Raw genomic sequence first — 24,933 nt, forward strand, 5'->3', positions numbered from 1 at the left:
ACAGCTCCAAGCTGCTGGAGCGCGCGTTCCGCAAGCGCGGCATCAAGTTCAACCTGGGCACCTTCTTCTCGAAGGCCGAGTACACCGCCGACGGCGTCAAGGTCACCCTGGCCGACGGCAAGGAGTTCGAGGCCGAGATCCTGCTGGTCGCGGTGGGCCGCGGGCCCGTCTCCGCCGGTCTCGGCTACGAGGAGCAGGGCGTCGCGATGGACCGCGGCTATGTCCTGGTCGACGAGTACATGCGGACGAACGTCCCGACCATCTCCGCCGTCGGTGACCTGGTCCCGACCCTCCAGCTCGCGCACGTCGGCTTCGCCGAGGGCATCCTGGTGGCGGAGCGTCTGGCCGGCCTGAAGACCGTCCCGATCGACTACGACGGCGTCCCGCGGGTGACGTACTGCCACCCCGAGGTCGCCTCCGTGGGCATCACCGAGGCCAAGGCCAAGGAGATCTACGGCGCGGACAAGGTCGTCGCTCTGAAGTACAACCTGGCGGGCAACGGCAAGAGCAAGATCCTGAACACCGCGGGCGAGATCAAGCTCGTCCAGGTCAAGGACGGCGCCGTGGTCGGCGTCCACATGGTCGGCGACCGGATGGGCGAGCAGGTCGGCGAGGCCCAGCTCATCTACAACTGGGAAGCGCTGCCGGCCGAGGTGGCCCAGCTCATCCACGCCCACCCGACGCAGAACGAGGCGCTCGGCGAGGCCCACCTGGCCCTGGCGGGCAAGCCGCTGCACTCGCACGACTGACCCCTCGGTCGACGAAGCGACGACACAGACTTCCGCAACTCGTAAGGAGCAACCGAAACCATGGCGGTTTCCGTAACCCTTCCGGCGCTCGGCGAGAGCGTCACCGAGGGCACTGTCACCCGCTGGCTGAAGGCCGAGGGTGAACGCGTAGAGGCCGACGAGCCGCTGCTCGAGGTCTCGACCGACAAGGTCGACACCGAGATCCCCTCCCCCGCCGCCGGCATCCTGGCCTCCATCAAGGTCGCCGAGGACGAGACGGTCGAGGTCGGCGCCGAGCTGGCCGTCATCGACGACGGCACCGGCGCTCCCGCCGCCGCCCCGGCCCCGGCCGCCGAGCCGGCCGCCGCGCCCGCCCCCGAGCCGGCCCAGGCCGCGCCGTCCACCGAGCAGGCCGCCCCGGCGCCCGCTCCCACCGCCGAGGCCGCGACCGGCGGCGGTTCCGCCGAAGGCACGGACGTCGTCCTGCCCGCGCTCGGCGAGTCCGTCACCGAGGGCACCGTCACCCGCTGGCTGAAGTCGGTCGGCGAGAGCGTCGAGGCCGACGAGCCGCTGCTGGAGGTCTCGACCGACAAGGTCGACACCGAGATCCCGGCGCCCGTCTCCGGTGTGCTGCTGGAGATCGTCGTCGGCGAGGACGAGACCGCCGAGGTCGGCGCCAAGCTGGCCGTCATCGGCGCCCCGGGCGCGGCTCCGGCCGCCGCCCCCGCCCCGGCCGCCCCGGCTCCGGCGCCCGCCGCCGCTGCCCCGGCCCCCGCACCGGCTCCGGCCCCCGCGGCCCCGGCGCCCGCCCCGGCCGCTCCGGCCCCGGCTCCCGCGCCGGTCGCCGCCCCGGCTCCGGTCGCGCCCGCCGCTCCGGCCCCCGCGCCCGTGGCCGCGGCCCCGGCCGCCCCGGCGCCCGCCGCGCAGGACACCGACGAGGGCGCCTACGTCACCCCGCTGGTGCGCAAGCTCGCCGCCGAGAACGGCGTCGACCTGGCCTCCGTCAAGGGCACCGGCGTCGGTGGCCGGATCCGCAAGCAGGACGTCATCGCCGCCGCCGAGGCCGCGAAGGCCGCGGCCGCCCCGGCGCCCGCCGCCGCCCCGGCCGCCGCCGCCCGCAAGGCGCCGGCGCTGGAGGCGTCCCCGCTGCGCGGCCAGACCGTGAAGATGCCCCGCATCCGCAAGGTCATCGGCGACAACATGGTCAAGGCGCTGCACGAGCAGGCGCAGCTCTCCTCGGTCGTCGAGGTCGATGTCACGCGTCTGATGCGGCTGCGGGCCCAGGCGAAGGACTCCTTCGCGGCCCGTGAGGGCGTCAAGCTCTCCCCGATGCCGTTCTTCGTGAAGGCGGCGGCCCAGGCGCTGAAGGCCCACCCGGTCATCAACGCCAAGATCAACGAGGCCGAGGGCACGATCACCTACTTCGACACCGAGAACGTCGGTATCGCGGTGGACTCGGAGAAGGGCCTGATGACCCCGGTCATCAAGGGTGCCGGCGACCTCAACATCGCGGGTATCGCCAAGGCCACGGCCGACCTGGCCGGCAAGGTCCGCGGCAACAAGATCACTCCGGACGAGCTGTCCGGCGGGACCTTCACCATCTCCAACACCGGTTCGCGCGGTGCGCTCTTCGACACGATCATCGTGCCGCCGGGCCAGGTCGCGATCCTCGGCATCGGTGCCACGGTCAAGCGTCCGGCCGTCATCGAGACGGAGGAGGGCACGGTCATCGGCGTCCGCGACATGACGTACCTGACCCTGTCCTACGACCACCGCCTGGTCGACGGCGCCGACGCGGCCCGTTACCTGACCGCGGTGAAGGCGATCCTGGAGGCCGGCGAGTTCGAGGTCGAACTCGGCCTGTAACCCCCTCGTGGCCGTACCGCATGGGCCCTCGTCCGGAGCTTCTCCGGGCGGGGGCCTTTGTGCTGCGCACGGCGCCCGGCGCCCATGAGTGGCGTGTAAGTCTCGTCTCACCTGCGTAAAAGCCCCGTTGTGCGCCCCTCCCGGAAGCGCTCGCGGCCGTATTGTCTTAACGTCAAAACGCCCCCGGGGCCGGGCGGCCCCTCCTTAAGGAGCACTCATGACCGCGCCCGTCGTCCACTCGCTGCGCGAACAGATCCGCGAGCACATCGTGGAGGGGATCGTCAGCGGGCGCTGGAAGCCGGGCGAGCGGATCGTGGAGCGGCGGATCGCCACCGAGCTGGAGGTCAGCCAGACGCCGGTGCGGGAGGCGCTGCGCGAGCTGGAGTCGCTGCGGCTGATCGAGTCCGCGCCGAACAAGGGCGTCCGGGTGCGCAACCTCACCGCGGCCGACCTGGAGGAGAGCTACCCGGTGCGGGCCGGTCTGGAGGCGATCGCGGCGGAGCTGGCGGCGCAGCGGCTGGCGGAGGACTGCTCGGCCCTGGAGCCGCATGTCGCCGCGCTCTACGAGGCCGACCGGCACGCCGACGGCACCGCCCAGGTGCGGCACACCGTGGGATTCCACCGGGAGCTGGTGCGGGCGGCCGGGAACTCCGTGCTGCTGCACACCTGGGAGGGCCTCGGCATCGAGGTGTTCACGGCGCTGTCCATCCGCTGGCTGGGGACCGTCCAGCAGTCCTACGCGGAGGAGCACGAGGAGCTGGTCCAGGCGTTCCGGCGGCGCGACCCGAGGATCGCGGAACTGGTGAAGGCCCACGTCCTGGGGTGCGCGCCGCGCGCCTGAGCGGTCCCCGCGCCATCACCCCGGCACGGGCCGCGTCGACGCCCTGCACTCCGCCAGCATGCGCAGACGGCCGCGTACCCGGGCGAGGTTCTCCGGGTCGAGGTCGGCGAGGATCGTGGTGTCCCGGCCCGCCGGGGCCCGGGACAGGGTGCCGCCGTCGGGGCCGTACACCGCGCTCGTACCGGCGCAGGGGCGGTCCCGGGGGCCTTCGACCGGGTTGGCGAACACGGTGTGGACGGTGTTCTCCAGGGCCCGGGCCCTGAGGTAGACGGCGGCCCGGTGCTCGGTCCCGGCGGCGAACGCGGCCGGGTACAGCAGGGCGTGGGCGCCCGCGAGGGCCGCAGCGCGGGCGTGCTCGGGGAACGACATGTCGTAGCAGACGCCCAGTCCGAGCCGCCAGCCGTCGACCGTGAGGGCCGCGTCCCGGGTGCCGGGGGTGAACAGGGCCGCCTCCTCGTCGTGCCACAGGTGCTGTTTGTCGTAGGGAACGGTGACGGCGCCGCCGGGGTGCACCGCCAGGAGCGAGTTGGTGAGCCGGCCGTCGGGATGGCGTACGGCGGCCCCGACGACCACCGTGACGCCCTGGCGTACGGCGACGGCGGCGAGCGGGGTCAGCCGGGGGTCGGTGACCTGGCGGGAGGCGTCGGCGCGTATCGCCACGTCGTCCGTGCCGCGTCCGCTCGCCGTGCCGCGGGCGAGGCCGGGCAGGTCGTAGGCGGACAGATGGAGTTCGGGGAGGACGACCAGGCGGGCTCCCCGGTGCGCGGCGTCGGCGGCCCTGGCGGCCGCGGCGCGCGCGTTGTCGGCGGTCCTGAGCGGCCGGGCCGCGCTCTGTACGGCCGCGACGCGCAGAGGGGTGGCCGGGAGGGGGCCGTCCGCCGGGGGCGTGCTCATCGGCCCGTACCGGAGATGCCCGTGCGTCCCGGCTTCGCGCCCGCCCGCTCGACGAGGACCCGGTGGCCGGGCAGCCGGTGCCGTTCGATGCCGGCGGGGAGGGGGATGTCCACCAGGAGGTCGTCGTACCGGGTGGAGGGGTGGGAGCCGAGCGGGGTGGGGGTGCCGTCGGTGTCCAGCAGGGTCACGCGCCACTCCCCCGGGCCGTCGGCGGCCGGGCCGGTGGCGGCCACGCGCAGCAAGTCACCGTTGCCGTCGCGGAGTTCGGCCGACGCCACGATCTCGGTGCGCCGGACGGGTTCGCCCAGCGTGTGCATCGCCCCGTGCTTGACCAGGGGCCGGGGCGGACGCTCCGGGAGGTGCGCGGCGACCACCTCGCCGATGTACAGGGTGTGGACGGGCAGGGGCACGGCCTGGCGCAGCCGGCACTCGACGGCCAGGACTCCGCCGGTGACCCAGGGGGTGGCGGTCGCCTCCGGGGCGCCGAGGCGGACGAGGTCGCTGCCGGTCTTGTCGACGTCGGTGACGGAGAAGCTGCCGGCGAAGTCGGCCAGTGCGGCCTGGTCCTCGGCGCACAGGGTGACCGAGAACTCGCCCGCGGCTTCCAGGAACCGGCGGCTGGCGGCGCGCGGGCCGAGGACCACGGCCGTGCAGAGGGGCCGCTTGTTGACGAAGTAGGACCACTCGGCCGCCATGACGTTGGTGCCGCCGTCGTGCCGGACGCAGACCAGGCCCACGGTGCTGGTCAGCTTCTTCCACAGGTCACCGGGCAGATCGCGGCTCATGCGCTCGCCTCCGTCGGCCGGGGCGGGGTGCTCAGGGCCAGGCGGAAGCCGGCCGGGTACAGCGGACCGGGGAAGGCCCCGTGGCGGCGGCGCGTGCGCGTGAGGTCGCCGTACCGGCAGAAGCTCCCGCCGCGGGCGATCCGGTACTCGCCCATGGTCTGCACGAGGTGGTCGGGGACGTACGGCCCGCCGGGGTAGGGGCGGTAGGAGTCGGCGACGTACTCCTCCACGTTGCCGCCCATGTCGAGGGCGCCGAACGGGGAGCGGCCGGCCGGGAAGGCGCCCACCGGGGTGGTGGTGTGGAGGCCGGTCTCGCGGGTGTTGGCGGCGTCCGGGTCGAAGGTGTCGCCCCAGGGGTGGGCGAGCCCGTCGGGGCCCTTGGCGGCGTACTCCCATTCGGCCTCGGTCGGCAGCCGCCAGGGCAGCCCGGTGCGTACGGCGAGCCAGGCGGCGTAGGCGTCGGCGTCGGCGGCCCGGACCCCGGCGACGGGATGGTTGGCGCGGTCGTAGGGGTAGGCGCCCAGGTACCAGGTGGTGGGGCGGACGGGGTGCCCGGTGGCGTGCAGGAAGGTCTGGTACTCGGCGTTGGTGACCGGGTGGACGGCGATCCGGTAGTCGGCCAGCTCCGTGCGGTGGACGGGGGTCTCCTTCTCGATCCACTCGCGCTCCACCCCCACGTGCGCCCACCGGCCGACGACCGAGGGGACGTCCTCCTCGGGCAGTCCGATCTCGACGGTGCCGCCCGGTACGGCGCACACCGCGGGGACGGCCGTGATGCGCGGGTCCCCGAGCAGGGCCAGGACGCCGCCCGCCGCGAGCCGGTCGGGCAGGGCCGCCGAGCCGTCCTCGACCAGCGCCGCCAGTTCCCGCGGTCCGGCCCCGGCGAGCCGAGCGGCGGCCTCGGGCCCGGGCCTGAACCGGAGCGGATCGGCCGGCTCCGCGTACTCCTGGAAGTGGGGTGATGCGGCGACGTCCTCCAGCCTCATGCGGGTACCTCCGTGTCGGGTCGGCCTGTCTGGAGACGGTGGCCGCCGCGGGCCTTCGCCTCCAGGTAGGCGGCGTTCTCGGGCGTCCGGTGCACCCCGGTGGGCAGGGTCTCGGTGACGTCGACGCCGTGGGCGCGCAACTGCCGTACCTTGTCGGGGTTGTTGGTGAGCAGCCGGACGCGGTGCAGGCCGAGCGTGCGCAGCATGACGGCGGCGGTCAGATAGTCGCGTTCGTCGGCGCCGCGGCCGAGGAGCCGGTTGGCCTCGAAGGTGTCGGTGCCGGGGTCGCGGCGCTGGAGGAGGTAGGCGTCGAGCTTGTTGTAGAGGCCGATGCCCCGGCCCTCCTGGCGCAGATAGAGCAGGACTCCGCCGTGCCGGGCCAACAGGGCGAGGGACTCGTCGAGTTGGGGGCCGCAGTCGCAGTGGGCGGAGCCGAGCACGTCGCCCGTCAGACACTCGCTGTGCAGACGCGCCAGGGGTGTCCGCCGCGGGTCGCGGGCGGGCACCAGACAGGCGAGGTGCTCGCCGTCGTCGGGCAGGCCGCCGAAGGTGACCAGTTCGGCGGTGCGGCCCCCGGCCCGGTGCAGGACGACGGGGACGCGGGCCCGCACCGTCGCCGGGCCGGCGGCCGTCCGGGCGGTCAACCGGCCACCGCCCAGAGGCTGTTACCGGACCAGAGGCTCTTCCCGGCCCAGATGCTCTTCCCGGCCCGCAGGGCGAGCGTGTCGAGGTCGAAGCGGCGCAGGACGCGCACCTCGCCCTCGGCGTCCAGGCCCACGATCAGGATCTGCCCGTCCCAGCCGGCGACCGCGGCCCGTCGTGCGTCGAGGCGGCACATGCAGGACACCCCCTGCCGGAACTCGTCGACCCGGCGGCCCGAGCCGAGGCCGGTGTCGTCGTCCCAGTCGATCCGCCACCGGTACAGGCCGAAGTCGTACGACCCGGCGAGCACCACCGGACGGTCCGGATCGCCCAGCAGGGTCACGCACTTGACCGACTCGTCGGGGCCGAGCAGGGTCCGGCGGTGGAGCGGTTCCCAGGTGTCCTGCTCGGGGGAGCGCTCCAGGAGTCCGACCTTGACGGTGTGGTCGCGGGACGCGGTCGCCACGACCCGGCCGCCCAGGGTGGCGACCGCGTTGACGAGGTTGCCGTGTTCCCACAGCGTGGTCCGGTCACGCAGTCCCCCGGCCGCCGTCGTGCGGTCGGTGGCGGCGGAGGCGAAGCCGTCGCCGAACGGCGCCAGCGACTTGACCGAGCCGTCGTGGGGTGCGCCCCGGCCCGTCTCGGCCAGCGAGACCGGGTCCAGGGCGACGAGGGCGCCGTCGTAGGTGCCGGCGACCAGCCCTTCCGCCGTCCGGCACAGGGCGGTGACAGGGGTGTCCGACCGGTCGGTGACGGCGGTCAGTTCGCCGTCGGCGTTGCGGCGGTGCACCTGTCCGGCGTAGGTCCCGGCGTAGAACGCCTGCCCGTCCGCGGCGAGCGACAGCACCGGGCTGTCGGAGACGGGGAGCAGCCGCACCGGCGGCGGGGCGCCGAGGGCGGCGCCGTCGGGGTCGTCCGTGTCGCCCAGGTCCGGGTGGAAGGCGACGACCGTGCCCGAGTCGCAGCCGACGAGGAGTTCGCCGTCGAGCACGGCCATCGCGTTCGGACCGTGGTTCGGCGCCGACGGCTCGGCCAGGGGCGTCCCCGTGGCGAGGTCCAGCAGGTGCGGGCCGTTCCAGAAGCCGCCCACCGCGACCACGCCCCGCGCGACGGCGGCCGACCGCGGCCACATGCGGGCGTCGTGCACCCGGTGCAGCCGCCGTCCCTCGGCGTCGAACACGTGCAGGGCCCCGTCGTAGGCGCCGACGACGAACGAGGTGTCGTCCTCGGCCCAGGCGACCGAGCGGGCGGCCGTCCGTGCGACGGTGACGGTGGCGCGCACGGCGAGTTCGGGGGTGAGGAGTTCGACCACACCGTCGTCGCGGGTGATCGCCAGTGTGGTGCCGGAGTGCGACCACGCGCAGCCCTCGACGGAGGCGGCGCGGTGGCGTACGACGGTGCCGCCGGGGCGGTCGGGGTCGCAGACGGCGATCATGCCGTCCTCGCCGACGGTGGCGACCAGGCCGTCGCGGCTGACCGACACCCGCATGCAGTGCGCGGCGTGGGACCCGACCTCCCCGGCGAAGGCGCCGGTGCGGGTGTCCCACAGGGTGGCCCGGCCGTCCTCGGAGACACAGATCAGCCGGTGGCCGTCGGGCATCCAGTCGACGGCGTTGATGTCGTCGGTGTGCCGGGCCAGGACGGTGAGCGGGGTCTGCCGGCGGGTGTCCGGGCCCTCGGGTGCCCGCCAGACGGCCACGGTCTTGTCCGCGGAGGCGGTGGCGAGCAGATCGGTGTGGACGGGGTTCCAGCGGGCGGCGTTGACCAGGCGGCGGTGGTGCAGCCGGGTGAGCTGCCTCGGCCGCGCGGGCGTGGTCACGTCCCACAGCAGCACGGTCCCGTCGTACGAGCAGGTCGCGAGCCGGGTGCCGTCCGGCCGGAAGGCCACGTCGGTGACGGGTGCGGCGTGGCCGGTCGGTCCGGGCCGCAGATCGATGGTGCGCAAGGGTCGGTCCTCTCCCTCGGTTCGGGGGGTGTTGCGGGGCAGGGGCTCAGCCCGCCGCGCCGGCCGGTGCGGGCCGGGGTGTCCCGGGGGCGGCGGGGTGGTCGTGGTGGCGCAGCGTGTAGCGGGCGGGGCGGCGCGGCAGCCAGTGGTCGCGGAGCTTGGTGAAGACCGGGCGGCCGGGGCCCTCGCCCAGGCGGTACAGGGAGAGCAGGCCGGTACGGCAGCCGACCAGCAGATGCGGGGCGTCGTCCGCGTCCCGGATCACGGCGAGCGCCTTGGGGTAGTCGGCCAGGTCCTCCAGCAGACCGGCGAACTTGGCGGTGCCGTGCTCGTAGGCGGCCAGTTGCATGCCGTACGAGGAGGCGCAGACCAGCCCGTCGGCGACGACGGCGTTCTCGACGGTGTTGGACAGCAGCCGCGACCAGCGGGCCGCCACGCCCACACCGATCTCGATCTCCTTGAGCCCGCCGTCCCCGACGACGTAGAGCCGGTCGTCCTGGGTCCAGGCGCGCTTGGGGTACTCGCCCTGGTCGAAGCGCCAGCGCAGGCCGGCGTCCCCGGCGTCCAGGACGGCGATGACGCCGTTCCTGGTGATCAGGACCCGGTCGCCGTCCGGGAGATACGCGGTCGCCCAGACGGGCAGGCCGTCGTCCACCTGGAGTGCGGCGAGCCACCGGCCGTCCGCGGTGTCGAGTTCGACGGCGCCGCCGTCGGTCGCCACCAGGGCCCGGCCGCCGTCCGGGGAGACCGCGACGGTGTGCGGCAGGTGCGGCAGCCGGTGGTGCCAGCGGACGGTGCCGTCGCGGTCGGCGCGGAACACCGTCCGGTCGCGGGTGACGCCGACCCAGCCCGACGCGATGGGCGCCACCCTCCGGGTGAACCCCCACTCGGTCGGATGCTCGGCCTCCACCCGGAGCATGGGTCCGGTCGTGGAGTCCTCCACCCGGGCGACGGCGACCCCGGAGTCGGTGGCGCAGTACAGCGTGCGCGGGTCCTCCCGGGACGGCTGGACGTCCCACACCGCCTGCCGCCGGTGCCCGCGTTCGCGGACGAAGGCGCCCGCGGCGTCCAGTTCGACGAGCGTGCCGTCCTGGCACAGGACGTACACCTCGCCGCCGGGGCCGACGGTCAGGTCACCGAGCTGGTGCGGGAAGCCGGTCACCGTGCGCTCGACGCGCAGGTCGCGCCGGGTGTTGTCGAAGATGTGCAGTTCGCCGTCGAAGCCGCCGGCGTAGGCCCGGCCGTAGTCGGGCGAGAAGGCGACGAACTCGACGTCGTCGCGGGCGAACAGCAGCTCGCCCTCCTTCTCCCCCGACATGCCGACCACCACGACCCCGTTGGCGATGTCGGCGTTGTCGCCCTCGCCGAAGTCCTGGGTGGCCCAGAACCGGTCGTGCCGGGCGTCGTAGCGCACCCGGTGGATGTTGCCGTCGTCCAGCTTGACCGACTCGGGGAAGGCGCCGTCCGCGAAGGAGCCGAACCGCAGATTGCCGTGCTTGTCCGAGACGGCGTGCCGGGTGGGGTGCTCGGTGCAGGCCCATTCGAGGGGGCTGTCGCCGGTGATGTTCGGCCGGATCTCCAGCACCTCGAAGGTGTGCAGGTCCAGCACCGGCATCTGCCGGTGGTAGCCGCCGGTGACGAAGACCCGGCCGTCCCAGACGCCGATGCCGCGGGAACTGCACGGCGAGGGCTCCTCGCGCGGCAGCAGTCCGGCCCGGTCGCACGTCGTCGCCGGGTCCAGCCGGTCGACCAGGTCCAGGGTGTCGAGCGACCAGCGGAACACCGCGCCCATCCGGTCCTTGCCGATCACCCACCCCTCGGCGGCGGCCAGCCCGTACAGCGGCCGGCCCTGCCGGACGAAGGGCGACGACGCCACGGTCCGCAGCTCCTCGTCGAGCAGATGGACGCGGCCGTAGGTGTCCGACGCGAGGAGTCCCGCGCCTTCCACGTACAGAATCCTGACAAAACGGTCCGGCGGGTTCACGACGATGTCTCCCGGCCTTTCGGGGCGAGTGCGGGGCGGACGGCGGGGCGCGCGGGGGGGCGGAGGGCGGGGCCCGTGCGGCGAACGGGCCTGTGCGGCCTACTTGTTCGGGTCGACGCCCTCGCGGACCGGGCCGTCGTCGTCGTCATCGACGTCGTCATCGTCGTCGTCACTGTCGCGGTCGTCGTCATCGTCATCGTCGTCGCTGTCGCTGCCCGCGCCCGCGCCGGATCCCGGGGCGCCGGTGCAGTCGTCGGAGGACTCGGAGGACAGGGCGGCGGCGCTGCCGAGGATCTGTCCGGTGGTGGCGTCGAGCGTGACCCGGACCGGGCCCTTGCCCTGGTCGACGGTCACCCGCCAGACGGTGCGCCCGTTCTCCTGGGCGAGCGCCACCTCGGTGACCCGGCCGTCGCCCAGGTTGCGGATGATCGCGTCCGTGGCCTCGGCGACGGTGCCCACCGCGAGCCCCGCGCCCTCGGCACCTGTCTGCGCCCGGGTTCCGAGCCCCGCCGACCTGTCGGTGCGGACCTGTACGGACGGGTTCGGCGCGGACGCCGAGTCCTGCGCCACCTCACCGCCCATGGCGATCCCGGCACCGCCCACCATGATGCCGCTCACCACGATGGCCGCGAGTGCGTTCCTCTTCCGCATGGCCGAACTCCTTCGCGTCGATTGCTGTGACGCCAGTGAGTATTGGGCGGTGCGGAGGGCAATTCCGGGCGTGGACCGCAACGTTGGCGGCCCGCTCGCCGAACCTTGTCGGTCTTAACCCTGTGCTGGCCATGTCCTGTACGGCCGGGGGCCGTTCAGAACGCCGACACCCTCGCCCTGCGGGCCGCGGACCGGGCGCCGCGCTGCGGTGCCGCACGCCGTTCCTCGACGGCGCGCAGCCGGACGACGGCGTCCAGGCCGCCGCCGGGCGCGGCGTCGAGCACCACGTCACCGCCGCCGGCCCGGGTCAACTGCTGGACGATGGGCAGGCCGAGCCCCGTGCCGTCGTGGTAGGAGTCGGCGGCCCGCCAGAAGCGGTCGAAGGCGCGGGCGCGCTCGGACTCGGTCATCCCGGGCCCCTGGTCGATCACATGCAGTTCGGCCCCGCCCGTCCGCGTGTCCCCGGCGGGTCTCTTGGCGAGCGTGATGGTGGTTCCCGGGGGCGACACCCGCAGCGCGTTGGAGAGCAGGTTGTCCACGACCTGCTCCAGGGCGCCGGGGATCGCCCACACCCGGCCGGCCGGTTCCCCGGTCACCGCGATGTCGACGGCGTGCTCGGCGGCGAAGGCGGCCCAGGTCAGCGCCCGGTCGGCGACGACGGCGTCCAGGTCGGCGGGCTCCGGGGTGCTCCCGGAGTTCTCCAGCCGGGCCAGCGCGAGCAGCCCCTGCACCATCCGGCCGAGCCGCTCCACCTCTCCGACCGCCTCGTCCAGGCTGTCGTGGGCGCGCGGGTCGAGGTAGGGCTCGAAGTTCTCCAGCCGCAGCCGCAGCGCGGTCAGCGGGGTCTTGAGCTGGTGCGAGGCTTCGGAGGCGAACGCCCGCTGGGCCTGGAGCAGATGCTGAAGCCGCCGTGCGGTCCGGGTGAACGTGGAGGCGAGGCGGCGCAGCTCGGGCGGCCCCTGGGTGATGGTGGGCGGGTCCTTGAGGCTGCCGTCGGCGAGTTCGGCGGTGGCGCGTTCCAGGGCCCGTACGGGCCGGGTGACCCAGTGGGCCAGCGCCAGGGCGATCGCCGCCACGGCCACCAGCACGCCCAGGCCGATCAGGGCCAGGGCCAGCCAGGTGCGCTGGATCCGGGAGGTCACCGGGGCGACGGGATAGGAGACGCGCACCGCGCAGCGGACGTCGACGCCGGAGGAGCACGGCACGGTGACGATGTAGGTGTCGCCGCTCCCGGCGAGGTCCTCGCGGGTCGTGGAGAGGGAGCGGTCGCGCAGTGCGGCGGCGATACCGGGCTCGGCGGACAGGTCCGTGCCGGGGGCGAGGGTGTCGCGGGAGTCGGTGAGGAGTCTGCCGTCGCCGTCCACGACGACGGCGTGGCTGCCGGACCGGTGGACGAAGTCGGTCACCAGCGCGGGGACGTCGGCCGCCGCCTGCCGTTCGACCCGTTGTTCGAGAATCCCCGCGAGGATCTCGGCCGAGTGGCGGCCGTCGCCGGTGAAGCGGGAGATCTCGCCGCGGGCGAAGTAGTAGCCGAGCGGCACTTCCAGACCGAGCAGGAGCAGGAGGGTGAGGCTGAGATAGCTGAGCAGGAGACGGCGGGTCACCGGGCGTCCTGTCCGGGCGCCGGCCACCCGGGGACGGGCGCGGGCGCGCCGGTGGGCGGCCGGAGCCGGAATCCCACGCCGCGGATGGTGTCGATCCAGGCGGAGTCGCCGAGCTTGCGGCGCAGCGCGGCGATGTGCACGTCGAGCGTCTTGGTCGGGCCGAAGTAGTTCGGCTGCCAGACGATGTCCAGGATGTGCTGCCGGGTGCAGACGGCTCCGGGGTCGCCCGCCAGACAGGCCAGCAGGTCGTACTCCTTCGGCGACAGCGCGACCGGGGTCCCGTCCAGATGGACCTGGTGGGTGCGGCGGTCGATCGTCAGCGGGCCGATGTGCTGGACGAAGGCAGCCGCGTCGGGCGAGGACGGCCAGGCCGAGGGCGGCCGGGTCTGGGTCTGGGACAGCGGTGCCGCGGGCGGCCCCGCGGATCCGGGGAACGCGGCGTACCCGTCCCGGCCGGTGTGGGCGGCGGGGTGGGCGGCGGCCCGGCCCGGGTGGCCGAACTGCGTACGGCGGCTGACGGCCCGGATCCTGGCGATGAGTTCCCGGACGCCGAACGGCTTGGACACATAGTCGTCGGCGCCGATCTCCAGGCCGAGGACGCGGTCGACCTCGTCGCTCCTCGCGGTGATCATGATGATGGGCACCTGGGAGCGGGACCGCAGCGCGCGGCACACCTCGATGCCGTCCATGTCGGGCAGCCCCAGATCCAGCAGGACCGTGTCGGGCTCCCCCGCGGCCAGTCCCTCCGCCCCGGAGCGGGCGCGGTCGACGGTGAATCCGAAGCGGCTCAGCCCCTCGGTCAGCGGACCGGCGACCCGGTCGTCGTCCTCGATCAGCAAGACACGCATATCGGCAGACTCACAAGTCCTGGGAGGTGACGGTGGAGTGGCGGTGCGGCACGCGCGGGACCGGGTGTCCCGCCGTCGAGTACGCACGGGACGGGTCCGGCGTTCAGGCCCGACAAGGGTTGGCCTTTCCTTAACCACCCGCTGTCACAACGCTGTTCTTCCCCTACCCGCGGTCTCCTAGGGTGGTGCCCCAGCCGTCCCGGCGGACCGCCGGACAGCGCGCTTCCCCGGCCGAGAGAACCCGGCGGAGAGAACCCAGCCGAGAGAACCCGACTGCGAGAACCCGACCGAGAGAAAGGGCACCGTGTCCAGCACTCCCGATCCACACCAGGGGAACCGGACCATGGCGGGCGAACCCTTCGACACCGCGCCGCCCGGGCCCCCCGCCCCCGCCGAGCGGCCCGACGCGCCCCGCACCGGGCTGTGGGAGCAGTGGGGCGACCGCCGGGCCACCGCCGTCACCGCCGCGGCCGCGGGGCTTCTGCTGCTCGGCGTCCTGCTGGTGATGTCGATGATCACCGACGGCATCACGTTCAGCTCCGACCGGACCGGGCCCACGGGCGAGACCTCGGCCGTCGAGACCCCGGCGCCCCAGCAGCCTCTCCCCGAGCAGCCGACCGCCCCCGCCTCTCCTCCCCCGGTGGCCGAGACCCCCGTCCCCTCACTGTCTCCGACCGTCCCGAGCCCGGCCGCGACCGCCTCGCAGGACGATGACGATGACGACGCGGACGACGACGCGTACGAGCCCGACGGCGACCCCGACGACGATGACGACGAGCCGGACGACGACTCCGACGACGTTGACGACGATGACGATGACGATGACGATGACCGCTAGCCGCCCGGTCACCCCCTGAGCGCGCCCCCGCTCACCTGCGAAAACACCCCTCCCGACGCGGCACGCCGTGCCTCCCGCCGGGACACCCTGTGCCTACTTTCCCGGAATCGAGAGGTTTTCCCCTTCAACCCTTTGATCGATCATCGATCAGGGGGTTACAGTCGCCGACGGGCTCCCACCACAGAGCCCCTGCCCTGTCCTGCCAAAGACCAAGGGCACCCCCGAACCCTTACCGATGAGGGAACCCCCTTCGACTGAGGAAGGCGGCGACATGACCGACCCCCACGCCATCCAGCCGAGCGAGCTCGACCAGCTCCCGGACCGCGACCCCGAGGAGACCGCCGAATGGCAGGCCTCACTGGACGCGGTCGCCAAGGCGGCCGGCCCGCACCGTGCCGCGTACCTGATGCGCCGCACGCTGGAGCGCGCGGAGGGCAACGGCATCGCGCTGCCCAAGCTGCTCGAGACCGACTACGTCAACACCATCCCGACCGCCGCCGAGCCGTCCGCGCCCGGTGACGAGGAGATGGAGCGGAAGATCACCGCGTGGAACCGCTGGAACGCGGCCGCGATGGTCACCCGGGGCGCCAAACACGGCGTCGGCGGCCACATCGCCACCTTCGCCTCGGCGGCCTGGCTCTACGAGACCGGCTTCAACCACTTCTTCAAGGGCAAGGAGGCCGACGGCTCGGGCGACCAGCTCTACATCCAGGGCCACGCCTCCCCCGGCATCTACGCCCGCGCCTTCCTCGACGGCCGCCTCACCGAGCAGCACCTCGACAACTTCCGCCAGGAGTCGGGCGGCAACGGCCTCCCGTCCTACCCGCACCCGCGGCGGCTGCCGTGGCTGTGGGAGTTCCCGACGGTGTCGATGGGTCTCGGCCCGCTGTCGGCGATCTACCAGGCGCGCTTCAACCGCTATCTGACCAACCGCGGCATCAAGGACGTCTCCGCGTCCCACGTCTGGGCCTTCCTCGGCGACGGCGAGATGGACGAGCCCGAGTCGACGGCGGCGCTCGCGCTGGCCTCCCGCGAGGGTCTGGACAACCTGACCTTCGTCATCAACTGCAACCTCCAGCGCCTCGACGGCCCGGTCCGCGCGAACTTCAAGATCGTGCAGGAGCTGGAGGCCCAGTTCCGCGGCGCCGGCTGGAACGTCGTCAAGACGCTGTGGGGCACCGCCTGGGACGAGCTGTTCCGGCTCGACACCACGGGCGCGCTGGTCCGCCGGCTGCGCGAGGTGCCGGACGCCCAGGTGCAGACGTACCAGACGCGTGACGCCGCCTACATCCGCCAGGACTTCTTCGGCAAGGACCCGGCGCTCGTCGAGATGGCGAAGCTGCTGAGCGACGACAAGATCCTGGAGTGCTTCCACTTCTCCCGCGGTGGCCACGAGGCGCGCAAGGTGTACGCCGCGTACCGGGCCGCGCTGGAGTTCAAGGGCGCGCCGACCGTGATCCTGGCCCAGACGGTCAAGGGCCACACCCTCGGTGCGGGCTTCGCCTCGAAGAACGCCAACCACCAGATGAAGAAGCTCTCGGTGGACGAGTTCAAGGCGATGCGCGACCTGCTGGAGCTGCCGATCGCGGACAGCGCGTTCGCCGACGGCCAGGTCCCCTACGGCCACCCGGGCGCCGGCTCCGCCGAGGTCCGCTACCTCCAGGAGCGCCGCGCGGCGCTCGGCGGTCCGGCCCCGGCCCGCCGGGTCCACCCGGTGGGCCCGCTGCCGGCCCCCGCCGAGAAGGCGTTCGCCTCCTTCGACAAGGGCTCCGGCTCGCAGAACGTGGCCACCACCATGGCCTTCGTGCGGCTGGTCAAGGACCTGGTCCGCGACAAGGAGACCGGCAGGCGCTGGGTGCCGATCGTCCCCGACGAGGCGCGCACCTTCGGCATGGAGTCGCTCTTCCCGTCGCTCGGGATCTACTCCCCCAAGGGCCAGACGTACGAGCCGGTCGACCGTGACCAGCTCATGTACTACAAGGAGGCCAAGAACGGCCAGATCCTCAACGAGGGGATCACCGAGGCCGGTTCGATGGCCGACTTCATCGCCGCTTCGACGTCGTACGCGACGCACGGCGAGGCGATGATCCCGTTCTACATCTTCTACTCGATGTTCGGCTGGCAGCGCACGGCCGACCAGATGTGGCAGCTCGGCGACCAGCTCGGCCGCGGCTTCCTGGTCGGTGCCACGGCGGGCCGTACGACGCTGACGGGCGAGGGCCTCCAGCACGCCGACGGGCACTCCCCGGTGATCGCCGCCACCAACCCGGCCGCCCTCAGCTACGACCCGGCGTTCGCCTACGAGGTCGCCGCGATCGTCAAGGACGGTCTGCGCCGGATGTACGGCGAGGCCGCCCCGGGCGAGGACCCGGACGTCTTCTACTACCTGACCGTCTACAACGAGCCGCTGCCGCAGCCCGCCAAGCCGGGCGGCCAGGGGATCGACGAGGGCATCGTCAAGGGTCTGTACCGCTTCAACACGGCGGAGTCGGCGGGGCTCAGCCCGGCCGCCAACGCCCCGCGCATCCAGCTCCTGGGCTCCGGTACGGCGATCCACTGGGCACTCCAGGCGCAGAAGCTGCTCGCCGAGGAGTGGGGCGTGGCCGCCGACGTGTGGTCCGCCACCTCGTGGACGGAGCTGCGGCGTGACGCGCTGGAGGCCGACGCGGCCCTGCTGCGCGGCGAGGAGCGGGTGCCGTTCGTCCGCCAGGCGCTGAGCGGCGCCGAGGGCCCGGTCCTCGCGGTGTCCGACTACATGCGCCAGGTCCCGGACCAGATCGCGCAGTGGGTCGAGCAGGACTGGTCCTCGCTGGGCGCGGACGGCTTCGGTCTCTCCGACACGCGTGCGGCGGCCCGCCGGCACTTCGGTGTCGACGCGGAGTCGATCGTCGTCGCGGCGCTGGCGCAGCTCGCCCGGCGCGGTGAGGTCAAGGCGACCGCGGTGAAGGAGGCCCGGGAGCGCTACGGCCTGTAAGGCGCTTCGGAGGTCGAAGGGGCACGGCTTCGCGCCGTGCCCCTTCGCTGTCGGTGGGTCCCGGCATCATGGGGCGCATGCGTGCTGCCCGCCTCATCAAGATGGTGCTGCTCCTCCAGTCCCGGCCGGCCATGACCGCGGCCGAGCTCGCCCGGGAACTGGAGGTGTCCGAGCGGACCGTGACCCGGGACGCCCAGGCCCTGTCGGAGGCCGGGGTGCCGGTCTACGCGGAGCGCGGGCGCACCGGCGGCTACCGGCTGGTCGGCGGGTACCGGACCCGGCTGACCGGGCTGGCCCGGGGCGAGGCCGAGGCGCTGTTCCTGAGCGGGGTGCCGGGGGCGCTCAGGGAGATGGGTCTGGAGGACGTGGCGTCGGCGGCCCGGCTGAAGGTGTCGGCCGCGCTGCTGCCGGCGCTGCGGGACGCGCCGCGGGCGGCGGCGCAGCGGTTCCATCTGGACGCGCCGGCCTGGTTCCGGGAGCCGGAGGTGCCCCGGCTGCTCGCGGCGGTGGCGGACGCGGTGTGGGACGACCGGTGTCTGAGCGCCCGGTACGCGCGCGGGGACGAGGAGGTGGTGCGGGAGCTGGAGCCGTACGGGCTCGTGCTGAAGGCCGGGGTCTGGTACCTGTGCGCGCGGGTGGCCGACGCGGGGGTCTTCCGGACGTACCGGATCGACCGGTTCGTCGCGGTCAAGGTTCTGAAGGATCGTTTCAGCAGGGACGAGTCCTTCGATCTGCCCGGCTTCTGGGACGACCAGGCGGAACGGTTCGCCCGGTCGATCCTGCGGGCCGAGGTCGTGCTGCGGCTCTCTCCGGCGGGGGTGCGCGCGCTGCCGCACGCCGTGGACCCGGTGGCCGCGGGGGACGCGCTGGCGGGGGCCGGGGAGCCGGACGCGCGCGGGTGGGTGACGCTCACCCTGGGCGTGGAGTCGGAGGACGTGGCGCACACCCAGCTCACCGCGCTCGGCGCCGAGGCGGAGGTGGTCTCCCCCGCCTCGCTGCGGGCCCGGTTCGCACGGGACGCGGCCCGGCTCGCGGAGCTGTACGGCACATGACGGACGCGCGTGACAATCCCCGGCACTCCGGGTGCGCGGCACCCCTCCAGGCACGATGCTGGACGCGTGATGGACGAGACGGAGTTCTGGGAGCTGGTGGACGCCGCCCGCGAGGGCGCCGAGGGCGACCCGGAGGACCAGGCCGACCTGCTCGTGGACCGGCTGGCCCGGCTCGATCCCGAGTCCGTGCTCGACTTCGCCCGGCACTTCGAGGCCCGCTACGGCCGTGCCTACACCTGGGACCTGTGGGGGGCCGCCTGGGTGCTGCTGGACGGCGCCAGCGACGACGCCTTCGACTTCTTCCGCTGCTGGCTGATCGGTCAGGGCCGGGACGTCTTCGAGGGCGCGGTGCACGATCCGGACGCGCTCGCCGATCTGCTGGGCGAGTTCGACGAGGAGCTGGACGGCGACGGCGAGGACCTCGGCTACGCGGCCGACGAGGCGTACGAGCAGCTCACCGGCACCGTCGCGCCCGATCTGGGCATTCCGCCCGCCCCGGCCGAACCCGAGGGCACCCCGGTCGACTTCGAGAACGAGCGGGCGCTCGCCGAGCGGTATCCCCGGCTGTGGAGCCGCTTCAAGGACTGACGCGGCTCCCGCACGGGCGAGGGCCCGCCCGCCTCAGGGTGCGGTCACCTGACGGCCCTGGAGGCGGGCGGCGGTCTGCCGGATCTCCGGGAGGCGGGCGGAGAGCGCGGCGCCGGGGCAGCTCGTCATGTAGCCGTCCTGGTGCCCGGCGAGGGCGGGCAGGGTGGCGGTGACTCCGGACCGGTAGCGGCTGAGGCTGTTGCTGGAGGTCAGCCGGACGTCGGTGCGCGGGTCCACGTCGGCCATCCCGAGCTTCCAGGCGGCGACCGCCGCTATGGCGTCGACCATCACCTGCGGCACGGGCACCCCGGCGGTGAAGGTGCCCAGCGCGGCGATCCCGGCCGTGCGGTGGTTGAAGCCCTGGGTGTGCGCGCCGGTGACGGGCCGGTCGACACCTCCGGCGCGGCCCTCGTAGACCGTGCCGCACTTGTCGACCAGGAAGTTGTAGCCGATGTCGTCCCAGTCCCGGGCGCCGGTCTGGCCGGCGTACAGGTAGCGGATGATGCGGGGGGCGTCGGCGCAGTCGTAGCCGTTGGGCGAGTCGGTGTGGTGCACGAAGACGGCGACGACCTTGTCGTCGTAGCGCGGCGGGGGCTGGCTGCGGCGGCTGGCGTCGTCCAGCCAGACCGTGCGGGGCACGATCCGCGGCTTGGCGGCGGTGTGGGCGGCCGCGGCGGGGCGGGCGGCGTCCTGGGCCACGGCGCGCGCGGCGAGGCCGGCGGTGGCGACGCGGTCGACGCCGCTCGCGCACAGGCCCAGGGCGGTGACGGCGGCGAGGCCCGGCAGACAGGCCAGCAGCACCAGGAGCGGGCCCGGTATCCGGGGCGGGCGCCGCCTTCGGGTTCCCCCCGGTCGGCGGTGGACCGGTCGCTTGACACACATGGACCCACTGTCGGCCGGATCCGTTCCGTCCGCGATGTGTGCTGTGCCACCTGGTGGAACCATCGTCCCGGTCCACGGCGTTTCCCGGGGTGTACGTGCCCGCGCGCGTGCTGATCACCGGGCCCGTCCCCCACGTACTAGGGGGCCCATAGAAAGGCGGCTCCGTGGACCTGCTCGACATCCTGCTGGTGCTGGCGATCCTGGCCTACGCCGGCTCGGGCTACCGGCGCGGACTGGTGGCCGGCTGTGTCTCGCTGGCCGGCTTCGTGGGCGGGGCGGCGGTGGGTGTGTGGGTGCTGCCCTGGCTGATGGACCTGGTGACACCGGGGACGACCACGGCGACGGTGACGGCGGTGTTCACGGTCCTGGTCCCCGCGGTGGTGGGGCACGAGCTGGCGGGGCGGCTGGCGCTGCGGCTGCGGCGCGAGCTGGACCGGGGGCCGCTGCGGGTGGCCGACGGCATAGGCGGGGCCGCGGCGAACGCGCTGGCGGTGCTGATCGTGGCGTGGGTGGCGGCGAGCGTGCTGGCCGCGTCCTCGTCGCCGCTGGTGACCTCGGCGATCCGGGACTCGCGGCTGCTCGGCGCGGTGCAGGACGCGATGCCGGACACCACCCCGGCCTGGTTCTCCGACGCCACCTCGGCGCTCACCCAGGCGGGTTTCCCGCAGGTCTTCAACCCGTTCGAGAACGAGTCGACGGCCGAGGTCGCCAAGCCCACCGGCGACAGCGTCACCGCGCGCGCGACGAACGCGGCCAAGCTGAGCACCGTCAAGATCGAGGGCGTCGCGGGCGACCAGGGCCGTGAGGGCAGCGGGTTCGTGTACGCGCCGGAGCATGTGATGACCAACGCGCACGTGGTGGCCGGCATCGACGACCCGACGGTGAAGGTCGGCGGGGTCGGGCAGCCGTACGACGCGCGCGTGGTGCTGTTCGACCCGGCCAAGGACGTGGCCGTGCTGTACGTGCCGAAGCTGGAGGCGCCGGTGCTGCGCTTCGACGACGACGCGAAACGCGGCGCGGAGGCGGTGGTGGCGGGGTATCCGCAGGACGGCGACCTCGACCTCCAGGCGGCGACCGTCGCGAACCGGGTGAAGGCGACCGGCCGGAACATCTACAACGACGGGATCGTCACCCGCGAGATCTACTCGATCCGCTCCACGGTCCGCCCCGGCAACTCCGGCGGGCCGCTGCTGACCACGGACGGCAAGGTGTACGGCGTGGTGTTCGCCCGCTCCACCTCGGACGACGAGACGGGGTACGTGCTGACGGCCGCCGAGGTCGCCGACGACGCGAAGCGGGCGGCGTCGGCGACGAGGCCGGTGGACACCGGCCGCCTCACCAGCTCCTGAGCGTCACACCGCCCGCCCCATCAGCACGTCGTCCACGTACTCCCCGGCCAGCAGGAACTCCCCCGACAGGACGCCCTCCTCCGTGAACCCCTCGGAGGCGTACAGCGCGCGGGCGGGGGCGTTGTGGCCGAGGACGCGCAGGGTGAGCCGCCGGGCGCCGCGCCGCCGGGTCTCCTCGACGGCCGCACGCACCAGCGCCCGCCCGACGCCCCGGCCGCGCGCCTCACCGGCGACGGCGAGGCCCTGGATTTGGCGGACGTGCGCGTTGCAGTCGAGCGGGGTGGGCCGCCCGATCCGCACATACCCCACGACCCGCCCCTCGCTCTCGGCGACCAGATACTCCTCGGGCGGATGCCGCTCGTCGAAGAAGTCGGCGTACGGCGGCTCCGGCCTCGGCATGACGGCGTGCAGCGGCGACCAGGTGACCCGGTCGATGAGAGCGAGCACCTCACCGTCGGCGAGGACAGCGGGGCGAATACGAGGCACGGCGGATCCAGACATGCGCGCCACCCTAGAACGTGCGTACGGAATCCTTGCCGGGATTTTCCGGTCGGGTCCTCGCGCGCCTTTCCGTGGGGCCTGGGCAGGATGACTCCATGGCTCAGGAGCGTAGGCGGATCGTGGTGGCCGGGGCGTCCGGTCTGATCGGGGAGGCTCTGGTGCGGTCGCTGGCCGCCGACGGGCACGAGGTGGTGCGGCTGGTGCGGCACGCGCCGCGGGGCGAGCGGGAGGTGCGGTGGGATCCCGAGCGGGGGCGGGTGGACGCGGCGGGGCTCGACGGGTGCGACGCGCTGGTCAACCTGGCGGGGGCCGGGGTCGGGGACCGGCGCTGGACGGACGCCTACAAGCGGCGGATCCACGACAGCCGGGTGCACGCCACGGCGGGCCTCGCGAAGGCCGTCGCCGCGCTCGACGAGCCGCCGCGGGTGTGGGTGAACGGCAGCGCGATGGGCTTCTACGGCGAGACCGGCGACCGGGTCGTGGACGAGGACGCGCCCGCCGGGAGCGGGTTCCTGCCGGAGCTGTGCGTGGAGTGGGAGGCGGCCGCGGATCCGGCCCGGGACGCCGGGGTGCGCACCGTGTTCACCCGGACCGGGCTGGTCGTGGCGCGCGGCGGCGGCGCGTGGGGGCGGCTGTTCCCGCTCTTCCGCGCCGGGCTCGGCGGACGGCTGGGCGACGGCCGCCAGTACTGGTCGTACATCGCGCTGCACGACGAGGTGGCCGCGATCCGGCATCTGCTGGACCGTGACGATCTGTCGGGCCCCTTCAACCTGACCGCGCCCGAGCCGCTGACGAACCGTGAGATCACCGAGGCGATGGGCCGGGTGCTGCACCGGCCGGCCGTGTTCGCCGTGCCGGCCCCGGTGCTGCGCGCGGCGCTGGGCGAGATGGCCGGGGACGTGCTGGGCAGCGCGCGGGTGGTGCCGAGGCGGCTCCTGGAGTCGGGGTTCGTCTTCGCGTTCCCCGGGATCGAGGACGCGATCCGGGCGGCGTGAACGGACACAGGCGGCAGTACGACCGGGTGGGACCGCAATCGGCCATGTGCGACCGTCGTGCGACCGTGCCCTGTCCATGCGCGACTGTCCCCGACCGGCCCCGGCCCTAACCTCGATCCGAACTCGGGTATCCCACACGCCAGTTGGGGGCATGACGTCTCCACCGGCCGCGCAACCTCGAGGAGGGGCACGTGCTTGAGCCCGCGTACCAGGCAGACGTCGTCGTCGTGGGAGCCGGAGTCGCCGGTCTCGCCGCGGCGCATCGGCTCATCAGTGCAGGAGTGACGACCGCAGTCCTGGAGGCCGCCCCGTACGTCGGCGGCCGTATGTCGACCGAGAAGGTCGACGGCTTCCGGCTCGACCGCATCGGACAACTGCTGTCCACGGCATGGCCCGAGCTGGGCCTGACCCCGGGCCTGGACGCGCTCGTCCTGCGCCCGTTCGCCCCCGGTGTGCTGCTGCACAGCGACGGACGGCACCACCGCGCGGGCGCGCGGGCGGGCGCGGGGAGCACAAGGGGCGCACTCCACGCCGTACGCGCCCTCGCGAGCGCCCCTCGGGCGGGCGCGCTGCCCCGGCCGCGCCCCGGCGTAGGGGCCGTGCCGGCGCCCCGGGTCCGGCCGGGCGCCCCGCTGGGCACCGCGGTGGACCAGGCCCGGCTGGGCGCCGCGCTGACCCGGCTCGCCGCCACCTCGGCCGAACGGCTGCTGCGGCGCCCGGAGTCCCCGGCCGCCGAGGCGCTCGCGGCGCGCGGTCTGCCCGCCCGGACGCTCGACGGGTTTCTGCGACCGCTGCTGGCCGCGCTGCTCTGCGACCCGGACCTCCGCACCTCCAGCCGGTGCGCGGACCTCGCGCTGCGCTCCTTCGCGGCGGGCCGGCTGTGTCTGCCGGAGGGCGGCGCCGAGGTGGTGCCGGAGCTGCTGGCGCGCACCCTGCCCGCGGGCACCGTCCACACGGGCGTGCGGGCCACCTCGGTCTCCACGACCTCGGTGACCACCGCCGAGCACGGCGAGTTCCGCTGCCGGGCCGTCCTGGTGGCCACCGACGCGCGCTCCGCGGCGGAGCTGCTGCCGGGCCTCAGGGTCCCGGACTTCCACCCGGTGACGGTCCTGCACCACACCACGGACGAGCCGCCGCCCACCGGCGCCTCGCTGCTGCTGGACGCCGACCGGGGCGGCCCGGTCGCGCACACCGCCGTGGTCAGCGGTGTCGACCCGAGCCGGGCGCCCGCGGGCCGCGCGCTGATCTCGTCCACGGTCCTCGGCACCCCGCCCGACGGCGTCGACACCGCCGTACGGATGCATCTGTCGCGGCTCTACGGGGTGCCGACCACGCGCTGGGAGACGCTCGCCGTGCAGCACACCGCCGAGGCGGTGCCCGCGATGCGGCCGCCGCACGATCCGCTGCGCCCGGTGCGGCTGCTGGCGGGGCTGTACGTGTGCGGCGACCACCGGGACACCAGTACGGTCCAGGGCGCGCTGCACTCGGCGCACCGGGCGGCGGCCGCGATCGTGGCCGACCTCGGGGCGCAGGGGTCGCTGCACCGCGCGGACCCCGCGCCCGGCGCCGAGCGGACCGCCGCTCAGGAGGCCGTACAAGCCGCGTAGGACGCGCGGGCGGCGCCGTACAGGCCCCGCCTCCGGGTCAGCCCAGTGCCGCCACCTTGTCGCGGTAGCTGCGGGCCGGGGCCGCGTCCTTGTACGGCTCCAGGCGCCGTTCGAAGTCCCTGACGTACTCGACGGCGCGGACCGACCGCATCTCCGCGGCCTGTCCCGCCGCCTCGGCGGCGAGCTGGCACGCCTGGTCCAGCTCGCCGAGGCCCAGCCGGGCGGAGGCGAGCACGACCCGGCAGAACAGCCGGCTGCGGGCGTAGGCCGCCGGGCGCAACTGGAGGGAGCGCTCGGCGTGCTGGACGGCGGCCCGGAACTGCTGGAGGTCGCGGTGGCAGTGCCCGAACTCGTCGGCGAGCTGCGCCTCGTC

Annotated in this window: 21 protein-coding genes and 1 pseudogene; 10 read left to right on the top strand and 12 right to left on the bottom strand. The window is 74.0% G+C overall.

Annotated features, from left to right (window positions below; genetic code table 11):
* The 3 genes from G6W55_RS32985 to G6W55_RS32995 all read left to right on the top strand — a co-directional run.
* Positions 1–749 (top strand): FAD-dependent oxidoreductase (locus G6W55_RS32985; protein WP_175524372.1); only part of this gene is annotated, 749 nt, incomplete at its 5' end.
* A gap of 60 nt (positions 750–809) precedes the next feature.
* A complete protein-coding gene (sucB, locus tag G6W55_RS32990; protein WP_175524373.1) occupies positions 810–2,594 on the top strand; it encodes a 2-oxoglutarate dehydrogenase, E2 component, dihydrolipoamide succinyltransferase in 1,785 nt (594 codons plus the stop codon).
* Positions 2,595–2,811: 217 nt separating this feature from the next.
* Positions 2,812–3,435, top strand: coding sequence for a GntR family transcriptional regulator (locus tag G6W55_RS32995; protein ID WP_030794498.1), 624 nt, complete (start codon positions 2,812–2,814; stop codon positions 3,433–3,435).
* 15 nt (positions 3,436–3,450) lie between these two features.
* On the opposite strand, the gene G6W55_RS33000 is transcribed toward G6W55_RS32995, so the two are convergent.
* The 9 genes from G6W55_RS33000 to G6W55_RS33040 all read right to left on the bottom strand — a co-directional run bounded on the left by G6W55_RS33000 (position 3,451) and on the right by G6W55_RS33040 (position 13,774).
* Complete coding sequence (locus G6W55_RS33000; protein ID WP_175524374.1) at positions 3,451–4,329, bottom strand: carbon-nitrogen hydrolase family protein; 879 nt, start codon at positions 4,327–4,329, stop codon at positions 3,451–3,453.
* On the bottom strand, positions 4,326–5,114 hold the full coding sequence (locus G6W55_RS33005; RefSeq protein ID WP_175524375.1) for a flavin reductase family protein: 789 nt from the start codon (positions 5,112–5,114) through the stop codon (positions 4,326–4,328). Before G6W55_RS33005 ends, G6W55_RS33000 begins: the two co-directional genes overlap by 4 nt.
* The gene (locus G6W55_RS33010; RefSeq protein WP_175524376.1) at positions 5,111–6,100 is read right to left on the bottom strand and encodes an SUMF1/EgtB/PvdO family nonheme iron enzyme; all 990 of its coding nucleotides are present in this window, start codon (positions 6,098–6,100) and stop codon (positions 5,111–5,113) included. Before G6W55_RS33010 ends, G6W55_RS33005 begins: the two co-directional genes overlap by 4 nt.
* Positions 6,097–6,744, bottom strand: a complete 648-nt coding sequence (gene ribA, locus G6W55_RS33015) for a GTP cyclohydrolase II RibA (RefSeq protein ID WP_175524377.1) — start codon at positions 6,742–6,744, stop codon at positions 6,097–6,099. The genes G6W55_RS33010 and ribA overlap by 4 nt, the downstream gene beginning before the upstream one ends.
* On the bottom strand, positions 6,741–8,687 hold the full coding sequence (locus G6W55_RS33020) for a WD40 repeat domain-containing protein (protein WP_175524378.1): 1,947 nt from the start codon (positions 8,685–8,687) through the stop codon (positions 6,741–6,743). Before G6W55_RS33020 ends, ribA begins: the two co-directional genes overlap by 4 nt.
* Positions 8,688–8,733: 46 nt before the next feature.
* On the bottom strand, positions 8,734–10,635 hold the full coding sequence (locus G6W55_RS33025; RefSeq protein WP_309243863.1) for a WD40 repeat domain-containing protein: 1,902 nt from the start codon (positions 10,633–10,635) through the stop codon (positions 8,734–8,736).
* A 135-nt stretch (positions 10,636–10,770) separates the two neighbouring features.
* On the bottom strand, positions 10,771–11,322 hold the full coding sequence (locus tag G6W55_RS33030) for a PepSY domain-containing protein (RefSeq protein ID WP_175524380.1): 552 nt from the start codon (positions 11,320–11,322) through the stop codon (positions 10,771–10,773).
* 155 nt (positions 11,323–11,477) lie between these two features.
* The gene (locus G6W55_RS33035; protein ID WP_175524381.1) at positions 11,478–12,926 is read right to left on the bottom strand and encodes a HAMP domain-containing sensor histidine kinase; all 1,449 of its coding nucleotides are present in this window, start codon (positions 12,924–12,926) and stop codon (positions 11,478–11,480) included.
* Positions 12,923–13,774, bottom strand: a complete 852-nt coding sequence (locus G6W55_RS33040) for a response regulator transcription factor (RefSeq protein ID WP_175524382.1) — start codon at positions 13,772–13,774, stop codon at positions 12,923–12,925. Before G6W55_RS33040 ends, G6W55_RS33035 begins: the two co-directional genes overlap by 4 nt.
* A gap of 343 nt (positions 13,775–14,117) precedes the next feature.
* Here G6W55_RS33040 and G6W55_RS33045 point away from each other — a divergent pair, with 343 nt between their 5' ends.
* The 4 genes from G6W55_RS33045 to G6W55_RS33060 all read left to right on the top strand — a co-directional run bounded on the left by G6W55_RS33045 (position 14,118) and on the right by G6W55_RS33060 (position 19,226).
* Complete coding sequence (locus G6W55_RS33045) at positions 14,118–14,612, top strand: hypothetical protein (RefSeq protein WP_175524383.1); 495 nt, start codon at positions 14,118–14,120, stop codon at positions 14,610–14,612.
* 271 nt (positions 14,613–14,883) lie between these two features.
* Positions 14,884–17,586 (top strand): pyruvate dehydrogenase (acetyl-transferring), homodimeric type, encoded by a 2,703-nt coding sequence (gene aceE / locus G6W55_RS33050; protein ID WP_175524384.1) that lies wholly within the window; start codon positions 14,884–14,886, stop codon positions 17,584–17,586.
* Positions 17,587–17,663: 77 nt separating this feature from the next.
* Positions 17,664–18,638, top strand: coding sequence for a YafY family protein (locus tag G6W55_RS33055; RefSeq protein WP_175524385.1), 975 nt, complete (start codon positions 17,664–17,666; stop codon positions 18,636–18,638).
* Between the two features lie 69 nt (positions 18,639–18,707).
* The gene (locus G6W55_RS33060; protein ID WP_030794461.1) at positions 18,708–19,226 is read left to right on the top strand and encodes a DUF4240 domain-containing protein; all 519 of its coding nucleotides are present in this window, start codon (positions 18,708–18,710) and stop codon (positions 19,224–19,226) included.
* A gap of 33 nt (positions 19,227–19,259) precedes the next feature.
* Here the strand turns inward: G6W55_RS33060 and G6W55_RS33065 are convergent, their stop codons facing one another.
* Positions 19,260–20,108, bottom strand: a complete 849-nt coding sequence (locus G6W55_RS33065) for a peptidoglycan recognition protein (protein WP_254876541.1) — start codon at positions 20,106–20,108, stop codon at positions 19,260–19,262.
* Positions 20,109–20,272: 164 nt separating this feature from the next.
* On the opposite strand from G6W55_RS33065, the gene G6W55_RS33070 reads away from it, so the two are divergent.
* Complete coding sequence (locus G6W55_RS33070) at positions 20,273–21,457, top strand: MarP family serine protease (protein WP_175524387.1); 1,185 nt, start codon at positions 20,273–20,275, stop codon at positions 21,455–21,457.
* Positions 21,458–21,460: 3 nt separating this feature from the next.
* On the opposite strand, the gene G6W55_RS33075 is transcribed toward G6W55_RS33070, so the two are convergent.
* Positions 21,461–21,958, bottom strand: coding sequence for a GNAT family N-acetyltransferase (locus G6W55_RS33075; protein ID WP_175524388.1), 498 nt, complete (start codon positions 21,956–21,958; stop codon positions 21,461–21,463).
* 95 nt (positions 21,959–22,053) lie between these two features.
* Between G6W55_RS33075 and G6W55_RS33080 the strand changes: the two genes are divergently transcribed.
* Together G6W55_RS33080 and G6W55_RS33085 are read left to right on the top strand one after the other, a co-directional pair.
* Entirely contained in the window at positions 22,054–22,953 is a 900-nt protein-coding gene (locus G6W55_RS33080; RefSeq protein WP_175524389.1) for a TIGR01777 family oxidoreductase, read from the top strand.
* Positions 22,954–23,144: 191 nt separating this feature from the next.
* Positions 23,145–24,560 (top strand): NAD(P)/FAD-dependent oxidoreductase, encoded by a 1,416-nt coding sequence (locus G6W55_RS33085; protein ID WP_175524390.1) that lies wholly within the window; start codon positions 23,145–23,147, stop codon positions 24,558–24,560.
* A 37-nt stretch (positions 24,561–24,597) separates the two neighbouring features.
* Here the strand turns inward: G6W55_RS33085 and G6W55_RS33090 are convergent.
* A pseudogene (locus G6W55_RS33090) lies at positions 24,598–24,933 on the bottom strand (regulator); the annotation flags it as partial.

The organism is Streptomyces sp. CAI-85, assembly GCF_013363615.1.
GTDB lineage: Bacteria > Actinomycetota > Actinomycetes > Streptomycetales > Streptomycetaceae > Streptomyces > Streptomyces antibioticus_B.

Bases quoted from the DNA above. Each gene is read 5' to 3' on its own strand.
- G6W55_RS33030 (WP_175524380.1), bottom strand. From the start codon at position 11,322: ATGCGGAAGAGGAACGCACTCGCGGCCATCGTGGTGAGCGGCATCATG.
- G6W55_RS33065 (WP_254876541.1), bottom strand. From the start codon at position 20,108: ATGTGTGTCAAGCGACCGGTCCACCGCCGACCGGGGGGAACCCGAAGG.
- aceE (WP_175524384.1), top strand. From the start codon at position 14,884: ATGACCGACCCCCACGCCATCCAGCCGAGCGAGCTCGACCAGCTCCCG.
- G6W55_RS33040 (WP_175524382.1), bottom strand. From the start codon at position 13,774: ATGCGTGTCTTGCTGATCGAGGACGACGACCGGGTCGCCGGTCCGCTG.
- G6W55_RS33055 (WP_175524385.1), top strand. From the start codon at position 17,664: ATGCGTGCTGCCCGCCTCATCAAGATGGTGCTGCTCCTCCAGTCCCGG.
- G6W55_RS33010 (WP_175524376.1), bottom strand. From the start codon at position 6,100: ATGAGGCTGGAGGACGTCGCCGCATCACCCCACTTCCAGGAGTACGCG.
- sucB (WP_175524373.1), top strand. From the start codon at position 810: ATGGCGGTTTCCGTAACCCTTCCGGCGCTCGGCGAGAGCGTCACCGAG.
- G6W55_RS33075 (WP_175524388.1), bottom strand. From the start codon at position 21,958: ATGTCTGGATCCGCCGTGCCTCGTATTCGCCCCGCTGTCCTCGCCGAC.
- G6W55_RS33080 (WP_175524389.1), top strand. From the start codon at position 22,054: ATGGCTCAGGAGCGTAGGCGGATCGTGGTGGCCGGGGCGTCCGGTCTG.
- G6W55_RS33005 (WP_175524375.1), bottom strand. From the start codon at position 5,114: ATGAGCCGCGATCTGCCCGGTGACCTGTGGAAGAAGCTGACCAGCACC.
- G6W55_RS33000 (WP_175524374.1), bottom strand. From the start codon at position 4,329: ATGAGCACGCCCCCGGCGGACGGCCCCCTCCCGGCCACCCCTCTGCGC.
- G6W55_RS33045 (WP_175524383.1), top strand. From the start codon at position 14,118: ATGGCGGGCGAACCCTTCGACACCGCGCCGCCCGGGCCCCCCGCCCCC.
- G6W55_RS32995 (WP_030794498.1), top strand. From the start codon at position 2,812: ATGACCGCGCCCGTCGTCCACTCGCTGCGCGAACAGATCCGCGAGCAC.
- G6W55_RS33060 (WP_030794461.1), top strand. From the start codon at position 18,708: ATGGACGAGACGGAGTTCTGGGAGCTGGTGGACGCCGCCCGCGAGGGC.